The organism is Rahnella victoriana (assembly GCF_021276285.1).
In the GTDB taxonomy this organism is placed as follows: Bacteria; Pseudomonadota; Gammaproteobacteria; order Enterobacterales; family Enterobacteriaceae; genus Rahnella; species Rahnella victoriana.
The window spans coordinates 4171011-4185676 of record NZ_CP089919.1; the positions used below are offsets into that span (position 1 = coordinate 4171011).

At 54.1% G+C, this 14666-nt stretch carries 15 protein-coding genes; 7 read left to right on the top strand and 8 right to left on the bottom strand.

All coding sequences use genetic code 11. The features are described 5' to 3' along the window. Positions 1 to 47: 47 nt before the first annotated feature. Complete coding sequence (gene ycjG, locus J9880_RS19170; protein WP_133823463.1) at positions 48 to 1025, bottom strand: L-Ala-D/L-Glu epimerase; 978 nt, start codon at positions 1023 to 1025, stop codon at positions 48 to 50. A gap of 118 nt (positions 1026 to 1143) precedes the next feature. Here ycjG and tpx point away from each other — a divergent pair, with 118 nt between their 5' ends. Then, positions 1144 to 1647 carry a thiol peroxidase gene (tpx, locus tag J9880_RS19175; RefSeq protein ID WP_095921888.1) on the top strand — a complete coding sequence of 168 codons (504 nt, stop codon included), beginning with the start codon at positions 1144 to 1146 and terminating at the stop codon, positions 1645 to 1647. A gap of 84 nt (positions 1648 to 1731) precedes the next feature. Here tpx and tyrR read toward each other — a convergent pair whose 3' ends face one another. Then, a complete protein-coding gene (gene tyrR, locus J9880_RS19180; RefSeq protein ID WP_095925130.1) occupies positions 1732 to 3306 on the bottom strand; it encodes a transcriptional regulator TyrR in 1575 nt (524 codons plus the stop codon). 255 nt (positions 3307 to 3561) lie between these two features. Here tyrR and xthA point away from each other — a divergent pair, with 255 nt between their 5' ends. After that, complete coding sequence (xthA, locus tag J9880_RS19185) at positions 3562 to 4371, top strand: exodeoxyribonuclease III (protein WP_119827164.1); 810 nt, start codon at positions 3562 to 3564, stop codon at positions 4369 to 4371. Beyond that, on the top strand, positions 4371 to 4784 hold the full coding sequence (locus J9880_RS19190; protein WP_269812093.1) for a pyrimidine (deoxy)nucleoside triphosphate diphosphatase: 414 nt from the start codon (positions 4371 to 4373) through the stop codon (positions 4782 to 4784). The genes xthA and J9880_RS19190 overlap by 1 nt, the downstream gene beginning before the upstream one ends. Before the next feature lie 68 nt (positions 4785 to 4852). On the opposite strand, the gene J9880_RS19195 is transcribed toward J9880_RS19190, so the two are convergent. From J9880_RS19195 to J9880_RS19205, 3 genes are all read right to left on the bottom strand, one after another. Then, complete coding sequence (locus J9880_RS19195) at positions 4853 to 5167, bottom strand: DUF1496 domain-containing protein (RefSeq protein ID WP_232770492.1); 315 nt, start codon at positions 5165 to 5167, stop codon at positions 4853 to 4855. Next, positions 5160 to 7109 carry a DNA topoisomerase III gene (locus J9880_RS19200; protein ID WP_232769788.1) on the bottom strand — a complete coding sequence of 650 codons (1950 nt, stop codon included), beginning with the start codon at positions 7107 to 7109 and terminating at the stop codon, positions 5160 to 5162. Before J9880_RS19200 ends, J9880_RS19195 begins: the two co-directional genes overlap by 8 nt. Before the next feature lie 224 nt (positions 7110 to 7333). Beyond that, positions 7334 to 7885: an NAD(P)H nitroreductase gene (locus J9880_RS19205; protein WP_095921884.1), complete on the bottom strand. Its 552-nt coding sequence runs from the start codon at positions 7883 to 7885 to the stop codon at positions 7334 to 7336. Positions 7886 to 8064: 179 nt separating this feature from the next. Between J9880_RS19205 and sppA the strand changes: the two genes are divergently transcribed. The 3 genes from sppA to pncA all read left to right on the top strand — a co-directional run bounded on the left by sppA (position 8065) and on the right by pncA (position 11722). Next, a complete protein-coding gene (sppA, locus tag J9880_RS19210) occupies positions 8065 to 9918 on the top strand; it encodes a signal peptide peptidase SppA (RefSeq protein ID WP_232769789.1) in 1854 nt (617 codons plus the stop codon). Positions 9919 to 10066: 148 nt separating this feature from the next. Continuing rightward, the gene (gene ansA, locus J9880_RS19215) at positions 10067 to 11080 is read left to right on the top strand and encodes an asparaginase (RefSeq protein ID WP_095921882.1); all 1014 of its coding nucleotides are present in this window, start codon (positions 10067 to 10069) and stop codon (positions 11078 to 11080) included. Positions 11081 to 11092: 12 nt separating this feature from the next. Beyond that, positions 11093 to 11722, top strand: coding sequence for a bifunctional nicotinamidase/pyrazinamidase (pncA, locus tag J9880_RS19220; protein WP_095921881.1), 630 nt, complete (start codon positions 11093 to 11095; stop codon positions 11720 to 11722). A 69-nt stretch (positions 11723 to 11791) separates the two neighbouring features. Here pncA and J9880_RS19225 read toward each other — a convergent pair whose 3' ends face one another. The 3 genes from J9880_RS19225 to msrB form a co-directional block, all read right to left on the bottom strand. Next, on the bottom strand, positions 11792 to 12394 hold the full coding sequence (locus J9880_RS19225; protein ID WP_133823461.1) for a LysE family translocator: 603 nt from the start codon (positions 12392 to 12394) through the stop codon (positions 11792 to 11794). Between the two features lie 94 nt (positions 12395 to 12488). After that, on the bottom strand, positions 12489 to 12761 hold the full coding sequence (locus J9880_RS19230; RefSeq protein ID WP_013575364.1) for a YeaC family protein: 273 nt from the start codon (positions 12759 to 12761) through the stop codon (positions 12489 to 12491). A 95-nt stretch (positions 12762 to 12856) separates the two neighbouring features. Then, positions 12857 to 13270, bottom strand: coding sequence for a peptide-methionine (R)-S-oxide reductase MsrB (gene msrB / locus J9880_RS19235; protein ID WP_119827176.1), 414 nt, complete (start codon positions 13268 to 13270; stop codon positions 12857 to 12859). A 349-nt stretch (positions 13271 to 13619) separates the two neighbouring features. Here msrB and gapA point away from each other — a divergent pair, with 349 nt between their 5' ends. Further along, entirely contained in the window at positions 13620 to 14618 is a 999-nt protein-coding gene (gene gapA / locus J9880_RS19240) for a glyceraldehyde-3-phosphate dehydrogenase (protein WP_013575362.1), read from the top strand. The last annotated feature ends 48 nt before the right edge of the window (positions 14619 to 14666 follow it).

Below are 14666 nucleotides of genomic sequence, written 5' to 3' on the forward strand. Positions count from 1 at the left end.
CTTCGCGCACAAAACCGCAGGATTTGGCGAAAAAATGCCGGGTGAAATCAGGCTGAACCGGCGATGTCGATGCCGCCGCAATGGAATTTCAGGGCAGGATCCACATCCTGCGCCAGCCAGGTCGGGCCATCGAGATCAATAAACTTCGCGCCCGCCGTCAGCGGTAAGGCGGCGCGAACCGCCCGCGAAGTGCATAACATGCAGCCAAGCATGATCTCAAACCCCTGCTCACGTGCGGCGTCGGCCAGCGCCAGCGCGCCGGTCAGGCCGCCGGTTTTATCCAGCTTAATGTTGATCATGTCATAGCGGTTTTTCAGCGCCGGCAGCCCTTCCACGGTATGGCAGCTTTCGTCAGCGCAAATGGGCAGCGGATGGATAAAGTTTTCCAGCGCCGAATCTTCACCGGCGGGCAGCGGCTGTTCCAGCATCAGGATGCCGAGATCGGCCAGCAGCTGACAGCGCGCCACCAGTCCGTCGCTTTGCCAGGCTTCATTGGCATCGACAATCAGCGAGGCGTTCGGCACGGCGGCGCGCACCGCCACCAGCCGTTCAGCAATCAGACGGTCATCGAGTTTGATTTTCAGCAGCGTCGCGCCCTGCTGCTGGAGGGCCAGCGCCGCTTGCGCCATGGCTTCCGGCGATCCGATGCTCACGGTTTGCGCCATGCTGATGGAAGGCAGCGGTTCAGTGCCGGTCAGTTGCCATAAATTCAGACCAAGGGTCTGGGATTCAAGATTCCACAGCGCGCAGTCCAGCGCATTACGGGCAGCGCCCGCCGGGAGTAAATGTTGCAATTGTTCGCGGCTGGCGCCCTGTTCGACCGCAGTCACCACACTGGCGATCTGCGCCATGACTGAGGTTTCACTTTCGTCATAACGTGGATACGGCGTGCATTCCCCGACGCCACGGATGCCATTTTCTTCAATTTCGACCGCCACCACCCGTGCTTCGGTGCGGCTGCCACGGGAAATAACAAACGGCGTATGTAACGGCCAGGCTTCCGGATAAAAGCGAACACTTCTCATAGCAGTTCCTTTTGTTATGCATAATGGATACAACTATTTAGCAATTATTATATATCCAACCTACAAATGTTACCCTAAACTGAAAGCCGTTTGACTCCAATGGAAATAGGAAATAATCATGACCCAGACAGTACACTTTCAGAGCAACCCGGTGAGCGTTGCAGGCAAGATCCCTCAGAAAGGCGACGTGGCCAAGCCTTTCAGCCTGGTCGCTAAAGACCTTTCTGATGTCAGCCTGAGCAGCTTTGCGGGTAAACGTAAAGTCCTGAACATTTTCCCAAGCATTGATACCGGCGTTTGCGCCACGTCCGTGCGTAAATTCAACCAGCTGGCAGGCGAAATCGACAACACTGTTGTGCTGTGCATCTCTTCTGATCTGCCTTTCGCCCAGTCACGTTTCTGCGGCGCGGAAGGGTTATCTAACGTGATCACCCTCTCCACCTTGCGTGGCGGTGATTTCAAATCTGAATACGGCGTGGGCATCACCGACGGCGCGTTGTCCGGTCTGACTGCCCGTGCGGTAGTGGTTCTGGATGGTCAGGACAACGTGTTGTACAGCGAACTGGTGAACGAAATCACCACCGAGCCTGACTATGAATCTGCCCTGGCTGTGCTGAAGTAATCCCTTCTTAGCAGACAACAGATGAAAAAAAAGCAACGGCTGAGTCCGTTGCTTTTTTATTGGGCGCTCTTCCTGAGACGCGAATTATTCTTCGCTTTCACCCGTTTCACCGCGACGGCTGCTGAGACCGTATTCGCGGAGTTTGTTGGCGATAGCCGTATGCGACACGCCCAGACGTTTCGCCAGTTTACGCGTACTTGGATAAGTGCGGTAAAGACGGGTCAGCACCGAGCGTTCGAAACGTTTGCTGATGTCGTCCAGCGAGCCGTTCAGCGCTTCTTCACCTATCGTCACTTCGGCGTCGAAGTCCGGCAGCACGATATCCTGCGGACGCAGCTCGCCGCCTTCCAGTTGAGTCAGCGCACGATAAATGGCGTTTTTCAGCTGACGGACATTGCCCGGCCAGCCGTAATGCGTCAGGTAATTCGCCAGTTGCGGGGACAGTTTCGGACGCGGCATGCCCTGTTCATCAGAGAAGCGCGCCACAAACAATTCGGTCAGCGGCATCACATCCGCAGGACGGTCACGCAGCGGCGGCAGCGTCAGGCTCAGCACGTTCAGGCGGTAATACAAGTCTTCACGGAATTCACCGCGCTGCACCAGTTCCACCAGATTTTTCTGCGTGGCGCACATCACCCGGACATCCACTTTCACTTCATGCTCTTCACCCACGCGACGGAAAGTGCCGTCATTGAGGAAGCGCAGCAGTTTGATCTGCATTCTCGGCGACATCTCACCGATTTCATCAAGCAGCACCGAACCGCCGTTAGCCTGTTCGAAGAAGCCTTTTTTGCCCTCAAGGGCATTCGGATAGGCCCCTGCGGCATAGCCGAACAGTTCGCTTTCCACCACGTCATCCGGCAGTGACGCACAGTTGAGGCCGAGGAACGGCTTTTTACCGCGTGCGCTGCGCAGATGGCAGGCGTGAGCCAGCAAATCTTTCCCGGTGCCGGTGTCGCCGACAATCAACAGCGGCGCATCCAGCATGGCGAGTTTACGTGCCTGATCCAGCACATGACGCATTTTCGTGCTGACCGCCACGATGTGGTCAAACTCGCTGTCATCGTTCACCGTCAGATCCTGCAACTGACGTCCCATACGGGCCGCCGATTTCAGCATCACCACGGCACCGGCGATTTCGCCTTGCTGGTCTTCGTTATCAATGCGGATCGGCGTGAGATCCATCAGGAAATCCTGACTGCGGATCACAATGCGCTCGGTATGCGGTTGCGCGTTGCCGCTTTCCAGCCAGCGCGTGACGTTGTAACCGGTGATCAGGCTGGCCGCGGTTACATTGCGGATTTTGTCTTCATCGAGTTCAAACAATGCCAGCGCGGCCGGGTTGGCCTGCTCGACTTTGCCTTTCATATCAATGGAAAAAACCGGTTCCGGCATGGAAACCAGTAACGCGCGCAGTGCGCGATGCTCCCGTTCGGAAGGCAGGAAAGACACGGTACGGACATCGGTCACGCCATCGATACGGCGGATTTCAGCCATCAGGGCGCGAAAAGTATCAAAATCCAGTTGGGAAAAATTCAGGTAAATGCGGCCGATCGAGGCAATCTCGATCCCGCGTAAATCAATACTGCGTAAAACCAGTAAATCGAGGAGTTCACGGGTGAGACCCAGGCGGTCTTCGCAAAAAACTTCCAGACGCATCAGTGTTGACCTTTTTCTGCCGGTGCGGAAATCGCTGCAGGCATAATACTCTTTCATGTACACCGGAAGAAGAGACTGTCACGAAAAGTTGACAAAATAATTCGCTGGCAGATATCCGGCTGTCATGATGATCCTGCATGCCTTGCGCTGTCACAGTGATTTCTGCTGGCAGCAACAGGCGGATGCCGGTTTCTCACTTCGCCCTTTTTCTGCTACTATCGCCCTTCTGATTTCATCGCCAAATGGTTCCCGACTATGAAGTTCGTCTCCTTTAATATCAACGGATTGCGCGCACGCCCGCATCAGCTTGCCGCCATTATCGAACAGCACCAGCCTGACGTAATTGGTTTGCAGGAAACCAAGGTGCATGACGACATGTTCCCGCTGGAAGAAGTCAGCCAGCACGGTTATCACGTGTTTTATCACGGCCAGAAAGGCCATTACGGCGTTGCCATGCTGACGAAGCAGGAACCGGTGGCTGTACGCCGTGGTTTCCCGGGTGATGACGAAGAGTCTCAGCGCCGGATCATCATGACCGATATCGAGACTCCGCAGGGCATTCTGACGGTGATCAACGGTTACTTCCCGCAGGGCGAAAGCCGCGACCATCCGACCAAGTTCCCGGCCAAAGAGAAGTTTTATCGCGATTTGCAGGATTACCTGACCACCAGTTTGTCCGTGAGTAATCCGGTAGTGGTGATGGGCGATGTGAATATCAGCCCGACGGATCTGGATATCGGTATCGGCGAAGACAGCCGTAAACGCTGGCTGCGCACCGGCAAATGTTCTTTCCTGCCGGAAGAACGTGAATGGATGGATCGCCTGAAAGGCTGGGGTCTGATCGATACTTTCCGCGCCGCGAATCCTGAAACTGCCGACAAATTCTCGTGGTTTGATTACCGTTCACGTGGCTTCGATGAAAACCGCGGTCTGCGTATCGATCTGATCATGGCAAGCACACCGCTGGCCGCGCGCTGTACCGCAACCGGTATTGATTACGATATCCGCGCCATGGAAAAGCCTTCTGATCATGCGCCAATCTGGGCAACGTTCGATCTGAAATAATGACCATGAAGACGATTGACGTGGTCGCCGCCCTGATCGAGCGGGAAGGCAAATTGCTGCTCGCCCGTCGGGATGCGTCCGGCGATCAGGCCGGTTTGTGGGAATTTCCCGGCGGAAAAGTCGAAGCCGGAGAAACTCATCCCGCCGCACTGGTGCGCGAGTTGCAGGAAGAAATGGGCATTACGGCGACGGTGGAAGAGTTCATCGCCACCAGCGTGATGCAGCAACCGGCGCGGTTAATCCGTTTGCATGGCTGGCGGGTCAGCGGCTTCACCGGCGAGATAACGTTACAGTGTCACTCAGAATGCTGCTGGGTTTCGCCGGATGAGGTGCGTTCGTTTGAACTGGCTCCGGCAGATATTCCGCTGATCAACGCGTATCTGACGAAATCCACCCCGTCATCCTCGCGGTAAATAAAAAGGCGCGGAAGGTTTCCCGTTCAGCGCCTTTTTTTCACGTTTCAGTCACGTTTCAGAAAGCGTTATTTCTTTAACACTTCCCATTTGAGTTCATTGGTACCCACCACATTCGGATCGCGTGAGCACTGTAATACCACGCTGTCAGCGGTGACCACCGCCCCCTCGCTGTAACTCTGGTTGTTGTAGATACAGCAATTGTGGCAGGTCGGCGCGCTGTTATTGTTGTTGCCGCTGTTCTCCCAGATCTGCGGCGGCAACGGCACCACGACATCTGCGCCGTTACCGATATTACTGCGGTTTGCCATCGCCGGTGCAGACAGCAGCGCGGAACCGGCCAGTAACACCATCAGCACATTTCTCACCAGTACATTATTCATCACTGTTTGCTTCCTTCCCTTTAATGCTCGCTTTACGGCGTTTGGGGGCGCTTTTGCCTTTCGCCGCAGCGGCCGCCGGTTTGGAAGGCAGACTGCGGAATGCCGAAGACACCCGGTTTGTTTTGGCCTGCATGATGAGATTCTGCAACGTCGCGACCAGCGGTTGCATGAAATCCTGATAACGGCAGCTCTTTTCACTGATACGCGTCAGCGTTGATTCCCAGTCAGCGGTCATATCAGGGCGCGCGGCAATGTCCGGCAGCGAATGGATCAGCGCGCGGCCGGTGTCGCTGGAATGAATGTAGCGCCCTTTTTTGTACAAAAATTCGCGGCGGAACAGCAACTCGATAATCCCGGCACGTGTGGCCTCCGTACCCAGCCCGTCGGTCGCGCGCAGAATTTTTTTCAACTCTTTATCCTGCACAAAACGCGCAATACCGGTCATGGCTGAAAGCAATGTGGCGTCAGTAAAAGGCCGTGGCGGCTGAGTCTGACGTTCAACCACTTCCCCGCGTTCGCACAGCAGTTCGTCACCTTTGGCGACCACCGGTAGCGGCGTGCCTTCGTTTTCCTCGTCGCGTTCTTTACTGCCCAGTAAAGTGCGCCAGCCCGCTTCGGCCAGAAAACGCGCCTTGGCGATAAATTTACCGCCCGCGATATCCAGGTCGATCACGCATTTGCGGTAAACCGCGTCAGGGCAGAATTGCATCAGATATTGTCGCGCCACCAGACCATAAATCTTGCGTTCATCGTCGGTCAGGTTGACGTTGCTGCTGCGCGCCGTCGGGATAATCGCATGGTGCGCATCCACCTTTTTGTCGTCCCAGCACCGGTTGCGTATATCGGTATCCACCACCGGTTGCGGCATCAGATCAGGCCGGTGAACGCCGATGGCGTTGATGACGGCATGACGCCCGGCAAAATGCTCCTCTGGCAGGTATCGGCTATCCGAACGCGGATACGTAATCAATTTGTGCGTTTCGTATAATTTCTGGCAGATATCGAGGATCTGCTGGGCGCTGAGACCAAAGGCTTTCGAGCCTTCAATCTGCAAAGTGGAGAGCGAAAACGGCAGCGGCGCGATGTCGTTCTCACGTTTATCATTATAGCCGGTGACCATCGCCGGTTGCCCGGCAATGCGCGCCACCACGTGATCGGCCAGCGGACGGTGCAGCAAACGCCCTTCTTCATCCTGATACGGCTCGCAGGAATCGCTCGGCTGCCACAGCGCCACAAAACGCTCTTCGGCAGGCGTGACGATATGCGCTTTCACTTCAAAGAAATCTTTCGGGATGAAGTTTTCGATATCTTCATCACGCCGCACCACCAGCCCGAGCACCGGCGTTTGCACGCGGCCAACGGACAGCACGCCGTTGTAACCGGCATTACGCCCGAGAATGGTGTAGGCGCGGGTCATGTTGATGCCGTACAGCCAGTCGGCACGGGCACGGGCCAGCGCGGACACACACAGCGGAATAAAGTCGCGGTTGTCACGCAGGCGGTCAATGGCACGTTCCACGGCCTGCGGGTTAAGATCGTTAATCAGGCAGCGTTGGGTCGCCTGCCGTTTTTCCGGCGTCAGTTCGAGGTAATCGAGCACTTCATCCACCAGAAGTTGCCCTTCGCGATCCGGGTCACCGGCGTGGACGACCTGCGTCGCTTCGAGCAGCAAACGTTTGATGACGTTGAGTTGTTTGGCGACAGAAGAGCGCGGCTGAAGTTGCCACTTTTCCGGAATGATCGGCAGATCGGCCAGCGACCAGCGCGCAAAGCGGCTGTCGTAGGCGTCGGGCTGCGCCTGTTCGAGTAAGTGACCGACGCACCAGGTCACCACCTGATCGTTGCCACAGGCAATATAACCGTCGCCGCGACGATGAGGTTTCGGCAGGACATCCGCGATGGCGCGGGCAAGGCTGGGTTTTTCGGCAATGAACAGACGCATCAACATGCACCCGTTTGCGGTGTGATCGCTACAGAGATTTCCATTGTCCCATCCTTCATTTCACTACGTCCTCATCATGCAGAGGTGGCTATGTTAGCCGCTGGCGGCGTAATTAGTAAGACGGTTAGAAGCTTCTGAGACAGCAGTCGCTCATTATGGCAGCAAAAAACCGGTTTAATCGGAAAAGGCCGATTAAAACCGGTTAATAAATGCGCCGTCAGGATTTAGAGGTGGCTGACGAAAGGTGTGCTGTCGGCCGGGATCACCTGCAGGCTGGCTTTCAGCTGTGGCGTGCCGAGGTAGAGGAATCCGACGATTTTGTCGTTTTCACCGCATTTGAATGCCTTGCGCACATCCGCATGGTCGGTCCAGGCGCCGGTGCGCCAGATGCCGTTAAAGCCCTGCGCCAGCGCGGCCATCTGCATGGCGTGAACCGCACATCCGGCAGACAGCAGTTGCTCCCACTGCGGCACTTTCGGGCTGTCTTTGCAGGTGGCAATCACGGTAATGATTTGTGGCGCACGTAATGGCGCCTGCGTGGCCTTTTCAATGGCTTTTTCATCCGCGCCGTCTTTAATGGCCGCTGCACGCAGCACTTCACTGAAACGGGTCAGGCCGTCGTTTTCAGCAATGACGAACCGCCACGGCTGTAATGCCCCATGATCCGGCGCGCGCATACCGGCATGAATGATGTTTTGCAGCGCTTCGCCCGCCGGTGCAGGAGCAGCCAGACGGGAAGCAGAACGGCGGTTAAGTAATAAGTCCAAAGCATCCATGATGTTCTCCTGAGAATAAGGGCTATTTGGATTACGTTAACATAAGCGTAACGTCTTTTTCCAACGTACACATGGCTTTCAGATAATGCATCACTGCCAAATCCTGACATGATTTAAAGCTGACATTTTTCCGGCAGGTCATTAGGATAGCGGGACTTATCCGTCTTGTTGGAGAGACCATGCGCACATTGTGGCGAATTATCGCCGGTTTTTTTAAGTGGACCTGGCGTCTTCTTAATTTCGTCAGAGAATTTATTCTCAACGTATTTCTTATTCTGATTATTCTGGCCGGTGTCGGCATCTGGTACGCCGTGCAGGACAAACCGGTGGAAACGACCAAAGGTGCGCTGCTGGTTGATCTCAGTGGTTCCGTGGTCGACAAGCCGTCGGTCAATAATAAAGTCCGTCAGTGGGGCCGCGAATTGCTCGGCACCTCAAGCAGCCGTTTGCAGGAAAACTCGCTGTTTGATTTAGTCGATACCATCCGTGCTGCGAAAGATGATAAAGACGTCACCGGTATCGTGTTGCAACTGACTGATTTCACCGGTACTGACCAGTCATCCATGCAATATATCGGCAAAGCACTGCGCGAATTCCGCGACGCAGGCAAACCGGTCTATGCCATCGGCGACAGCTATAATCAGTCGCAATACTATCTGGCCAGCTATGCCAATAAAATCTATCTGTCGCCACAGGGCGCGGTCGATCTGCACGGTTTTGCCACGAATAATCTCTATTACAAATCGTTGCTGGATAAGCTGAAAGTCACCACCAATATCTTCCGCGTCGGTACCTATAAATCCGCCGTAGAACCGTTGATCCGCGATGATATGTCCCCTGCCGCCCGCGAAGCTGACAGCCGCTGGATTGGCGGATTGTGGACCAACTATCTCAATACCGTTTCCGCTAACCGTCAGATCACCCCTGAACAATTGTTCCCGGGCGCGGCGGGCGTGCTGGCCGGTATGCAGGCCACCGGTGGCGATATGGCGCAATATGCGCTGAAAACCAAACTGGTGGATGCGCTGGCATCACGCACCGAAGCGGACAACGAGATGGTGAAAGCCTTTGGCTGGAACAAAACCACCAAAGACTTTAATTACACCAGCATTTACGATTACTCGCCGAAACCAAAACCGGACAATAACGATCCGCAAATCGCCGTGATCTTCGCGACAGGCGCAATCAACGACGGTGAAGAACAACCGGGTGCAGTCGGTGGCGACACCACGGCACAGCAAATTCGTGAGGCCCGTCTGGATCCGAAAGTGAAAGCGATTGTCCTGCGCGTCAACAGTCCTGGCGGCAGCGTCAGCGCGTCTGAAGTGATCCGCTCCGAACTGGCTGCGGCCAAAGCCGCAGGCAAACCGGTGGTGGTTTCTATGGGCGGCATGGCGGCTTCCGGCGGTTACTGGATCTCCACGCCAGCTAACTACATCATCGCCAGCCCGAGCACCCTCACCGGCTCCATCGGTATCTTCGGCGTGATCAACACTTACCAGAACACGCTGGATTACGCCGGTGTGCATACCGACGGTGTGGCGACGTCTCCGCTGGCGGATATTGCGTCCACCAAAGCGCTGCCGCCGGAGTTCTCCCAGATGATGCAGCTGAACATTGAGAACGGTTATAAAACCTTCCTCGGTCTGGTGGCGGATTCCCGTCATAAAACGCCTGAACAGATTGATCAGATTGCACAGGGGCATGTGTGGCTCGGCTCTGACGCCAAAGCCAACGGTCTGGTGGATGAACTGGGCGATTTCGACGACGCGGTGAAGAAAGCGGCGGATCTGGCGAAACTGCCAAAATGGCAACTGAACTGGTATGTCAGCGAACCCGGTCTGGCTGATCTGCTGTTCTCGCAAGTGAGCGCGTCTGTTCATGCCATGTTGCCAGCGGCGATTCAGGCCTATCTGCCTGAGCCAGTCAGCAAGATGGCGATGGAGTTGAAATCACAGGCCGAACTGTTCAGCAACATGAACGATCCGCAAAACCGTTACGCACTTTGCCTGACCTGTGGTGACGTGAAGTAACCTCCCGCTTTGGGATAAAGATTCACCGGAATGCACAGCCCGACGCTTCTCACTGAGAACGTCGGGCTTTTTTAGGGTGGGACACCTGCTGATAAGCCTTTATACTTAGCGCAGTGGCTTTCACCTTTCTAAAAAAAGAACATCTTTAATGACTAAAAAATCTATTTACGTTGCCTATACCGGCGGCACCATTGGTATGCAGCGTTCTGAACAGGGTTACATTCCGGTTTCCGGCCATTTGCAGCGCCAGCTGGCGCTGATGCCTGAATTCCACCGCCCTGAGATGCCTGAATTTACCATCAAAGAATACGCGCCACTGATGGATTCCTCCGACATGACGCCGGAAGACTGGCAACACATTGCCGACGATATTCAGGCGCATTACGACGAGTACGACGGTTTCGTCATCCTGCATGGTACGGACACCATGGCGTTTACCGCCTCCGCACTCTCCTTTATGCTGGAAAACCTGAGCAAGCCGGTTATTGTGACAGGGTCACAGATTCCGCTCGAAGCCCTGCGTTCTGACGGACAAATCAACCTGCTGAACTCGCTGTATATCGCGGCTAATCATCCGGTCAACGAAGTCACCCTGTTCTTCAACAACCGTCTGTATCGCGGCAACCGCAGCACTAAAGCACACGCCGATGGTTTCGATGCCTTTGCCTCACCGAACCTCTCGCCGCTGCTGGAAGCCGGGATCCACATCCGCCGTCTTTCCACGCCATCACTGCCGGAAGTCCCTGCCGCTAAACTGAAAGTGCATCACATCACGCCGCAACCTATCGGCGTGGTGACGATTTATCCGGGCATTTCTGCCGAAGTGGTACAGAATTTCCTGATGCAGCCGGTGAAAGCGCTGATCCTGCGCTCCTACGGCGTCGGCAACGCACCACAAAAAGGCGATCTGCTGAAAGTGCTGAAAGACGCCTCAGAGCGCGGCATTGTGGTGGTTAACCTGACGCAATGTATTTCAGGGCGCGTCAATATGGGGGGATATGCCACGGGTAACGCCCTCGCACATTCCGGCGTGATCAGCGGCTTTGATATGACCGTGGAAGCGGCGCTGACCAAGCTGCATTATCTGCTCAGCCAGTCACATACGCCGGAAGAAATCCGCGAACTGATGCAGCAAAACCTGCGTGGCGAACTGACCGAATAAATAAGGGGCATTATGAAATCTGCGTTGTTGCTGGTCGATCTGCAAAACGATTTTTGTCACGGCGGTGCGCTGGCGGTGACTGACGGCGATGCCACGATTGCGGTCGCCAATCAGATGATGGCGTGGTGTAAAAGCCATGACATCCCCGTGCTGGCGTCTCAGGACTGGCATCCGGCCGGACATCGCAGTTTCGCCGCGAATTCCCACGCCGAACCCTGGACGCTGGGGGATCTGAACGGTTTGCCACAGGTCTGGTGGCCGGTTCACTGCGTCCAGCACGAACCGGGCGCAGAATTTCACCCGGCGCTGAAACTGCCGCTGGTAGATTTTGTGGTGCAGAAAGGCACCAACCCGGACATCGACAGCTACAGCGCCTTTTACGACAACGGCCACCGTGCCGCCACCGTGCTGAATGACTGGCTGAAAGCCGCGCAGATCACGCATTTGTATGTGATGGGTCTGGCGACGGATTATTGCGTAAAATTCACTGTGCTTGACGCCCTGGAACTGGGTTATCAGGTGACGTTGCTGACCGATGGCTGTCGGGGTGTGAACTTACAGCCACAAGACAGTGCTGACGCGATTGAAGCGATGCGGGTTGCAGGTGTGAAGGTGAGTACGTCCGGGGCGGTGACGGCGTGAATTTTGTCGTCCTGCTAAAGAAATAGCAGGACGACAAAGAGCAGCAAAATCTTCAACCAGCCCACCACTTCAATGCAGAAAACTACTCAACGCAAAAACAACCAGCATTCCCCCGCCCGCAACGTTCACTGTCTTTTTCAGGGTCAGGGTGTTCATCTTGCTGGCAGAGAAAACAAGCGTCTGACTGAGGGTGATAAGCCACACAGACATCACTGCAATATGCACACTCGCCAGAATCATATAATGCCCGATCTCTCCCTGGCTGCCCGCAAATTGCGACACCACAGTCAGGTAAAACAGGATGGCTTTCGGGTTGAGTACATTCGCGATCCAGGCCTCTTTCAACGTCACCGCGCCGCCGCTGCCGTCGAACACCATTGCACGTGCGCTGAGGCCACTGCGGATAAGCTGGATGCCGAGCCAAAGCAGATAAACCATGCCGGCTATTTTCAGCATATTGAAAAGCGTCGGTGAAGCCACAAGCAATGACGTGATGCCAAGCCCGATAAGGATGGCATGGGTGTATATTCCGAGAGCCGTGCCGGTGAGCGTCTTTAGAAGCCCTTTCCGTCCACCTGACAGTGCACTGTTCATGGCAAGCGTGAAACTCGCACCGGGGGAAAGCGCAACGGGAAGTAATGCGGGGATGAAGCCGGTTAAATTGATGTCCATAGGCTGATAAGAATTTAGGGTAAATTCCTTTTTAAGTGGATTAACATCAATTTTAAAGGCGCGGGTCAGCGCCCTTTTTCTGCACCTGCGGGGTTCACTCAGGTTTGAGTTTGATCAGCGTGTCCTGCGCAAACTGCTGTTTCAGTTCCTGCTTACTTTTGGTGACGATTTGTCCGTCGGTGCCGATGCTCATATGCTGGGCATCAACGTTGTGACGCGACTGATACAGCATCACGGCCTGCAGGCTGTGCTCTTTTTGTTCCGGCGTCAGCGCGACACCGTCCGGCCATTTACCGAGTTCGACAGCCTGCGCGAGACGTGCGTAGATTTCCGGCGTCATCACATCAATAAGTTGATTAATTTCCATCTGAGCACCTTGTGTTCGTCACTATTATTCAAGCGGTTTTGAATAATAGCTGAATCGATTTTGTCGGTTAGATTACAACATCATTTTCTGGCGGCTTAACCGGTGGTTTTCCCGCCATTCTGACCGTCGGTGAAACTCATCGAGGCCGAGTTTACACAGTAACGTTCGCCCGTCGGTTTCGGGCCATCGGGGAAAACATGCCCTAAATGCGCGTTACAGCGGGCACAGCGAACCTCGACACGCGCCATATTATGCGACTTATCAGTAAGATATTTAATCGCATCAGGGTTCACGGGCTGATAAAAACTTGGCCAGCCACAGCCGGAATCGTATTTGGTATCGGAGTAGAACAGCGCCGAGTCACACACCACGCAATGATAAAGCCCTTCGCGGCGGTTGTGCAGCAACTTTCCAGAGTACGGAGGCTCTGTTCCGTGTTCCTGCGTAACATAACGTTGTATTTCAGTGAGTTGCTCAAGGGTAGAGGAAGATTTGGCTTCAATGCTCATGATTCTCGTTCTCTGACGAATATAAAAATCAACTAAAATAACAGTTTATAATAACAAAAAATTAACAACAGGTCTGTCTGTTTTGTCCTAAACTGTATGGCATCGGCGTTACCCTGCTCCAACTTGTGATGGCGATCACACTCCTGATCTTCCGGTACTTTATATTCAGTTTTTCGCCCCCATGTGGTTGTGAGCCGATTAAAAAAACGGAACGTGCAATAAGCGAGCAACAGTAGGTCGTCGCTTTGACTTACAGCAATAATTGACACGATTCCGCTTGACGCTCAGCAAGGTTTTTGTAATTTTACAACCAACCTTTTATTCACTAAAAAAATAGCTGGTGGAATATATGACTATCAAAGTAGGTATCAACGGTTTTGGCCGTATCGGTCGCATTGTTTTCCGTGCTGCTCAAGAACGTTCTGACATCGAGATCGTAGCAATCAACGATCTGTTAGACGCGGACTACATGGCATACATGCTGAAGTACGACTCAACTCATGGTCGTTTCAACGGTACTGTTGAAGTTAAAGACGGTCACCTGGTTGTTAACGGCAAAACCATCCGTGTTACCGCTGAGCGTGACCCAGCTAACCTGAAATGGAACGAAGTTAACGTTGACGTTGTGGCTGAAGCGACTGGTCTGTTCCTGGATGATGCGACTGCTCGTAAGCACATCACTGCAGGCGCTAAGAAAGTTGTTCTGACTGGTCCTTCTAAAGACAACACGCCAATGTTCGTTATGGGTGTTAACCATAAAGAATACGCAGGTCAGGAAATCGTTTCTAATGCATCTTGCACCACTAACTGCCTGGCACCACTGGCTAAAGTGATCAACGACAACTTCGGTATCGTTGAAGCGCTGATGACCACTGTTCATGCAACTACCGCAACTCAGAAAACTGTTGATGGCCCGTCTCACAAAGACTGGCGCGGCGGCCGCGGCGCATCCCAGAACATCATCCCTTCTTCTACCGGTGCTGCTAAAGCAGTAGGTAAAGTTATCCCGGCTCTGAACGGTAAACTGACCGGTATGGCGTTCCGCGTTCCTACCCCTAACGTTTCTGTTGTTGACCTGACTGCACGTCTGGAAAAACCAGCTTCTTACAAAGAAATCTGCGCAGTGATCAAAGCAGCTTCTGAAGCAGGCGACCTGAAAGGCGTTCTGGGTTACACCGAAGACGACGTAGTTTCTACCGATTTCAACGGCGAAAAACTGACTTCCGTATTTGATGCGAAAGCAGGTATCGCGCTGAACGACAACTTTGTGAAACTGGTTTCCTGGTACGACAACGAAACTGGCTACTCAAACAAAGTATTGGATCTGATCGCTCACGTTTCCAAATAATTGGTTATGTGAATGAACTGATTGAAGGGCGACGCAAGTCGCCCTTTT

Bases quoted from the DNA above. Each gene is read 5' to 3' on its own strand.
- ycjG (WP_133823463.1), bottom strand. From the start codon at position 1,025: ATGAGAAGTGTTCGCTTTTATCCGGAAGCCTGGCCGTTACATACGCCG.
- tpx (WP_095921888.1), top strand. From the start codon at position 1,144: ATGACCCAGACAGTACACTTTCAGAGCAACCCGGTGAGCGTTGCAGGC.
- tyrR (WP_095925130.1), bottom strand. From the start codon at position 3,306: ATGCGTCTGGAAGTTTTTTGCGAAGACCGCCTGGGTCTCACCCGTGAA.
- xthA (WP_119827164.1), top strand. From the start codon at position 3,562: ATGAAGTTCGTCTCCTTTAATATCAACGGATTGCGCGCACGCCCGCAT.
- J9880_RS19190 (WP_269812093.1), top strand. From the start codon at position 4,371: ATGACCATGAAGACGATTGACGTGGTCGCCGCCCTGATCGAGCGGGAA.
- J9880_RS19195 (WP_232770492.1), bottom strand. From the start codon at position 5,167: ATGAATAATGTACTGGTGAGAAATGTGCTGATGGTGTTACTGGCCGGT.
- J9880_RS19200 (WP_232769788.1), bottom strand. From the start codon at position 7,109: ATGCGTCTGTTCATTGCCGAAAAACCCAGCCTTGCCCGCGCCATCGCG.
- J9880_RS19205 (WP_095921884.1), bottom strand. From the start codon at position 7,885: ATGGATGCTTTGGACTTATTACTTAACCGCCGTTCTGCTTCCCGTCTG.
- sppA (WP_232769789.1), top strand. From the start codon at position 8,065: ATGCGCACATTGTGGCGAATTATCGCCGGTTTTTTTAAGTGGACCTGG.
- ansA (WP_095921882.1), top strand. From the start codon at position 10,067: ATGACTAAAAAATCTATTTACGTTGCCTATACCGGCGGCACCATTGGT.
- pncA (WP_095921881.1), top strand. From the start codon at position 11,093: ATGAAATCTGCGTTGTTGCTGGTCGATCTGCAAAACGATTTTTGTCAC.
- J9880_RS19225 (WP_133823461.1), bottom strand. From the start codon at position 12,394: ATGGACATCAATTTAACCGGCTTCATCCCCGCATTACTTCCCGTTGCG.
- J9880_RS19230 (WP_013575364.1), bottom strand. From the start codon at position 12,761: ATGGAAATTAATCAACTTATTGATGTGATGACGCCGGAAATCTACGCA.
- msrB (WP_119827176.1), bottom strand. From the start codon at position 13,270: ATGAGCATTGAAGCCAAATCTTCCTCTACCCTTGAGCAACTCACTGAA.
- gapA (WP_013575362.1), top strand. From the start codon at position 13,620: ATGACTATCAAAGTAGGTATCAACGGTTTTGGCCGTATCGGTCGCATT.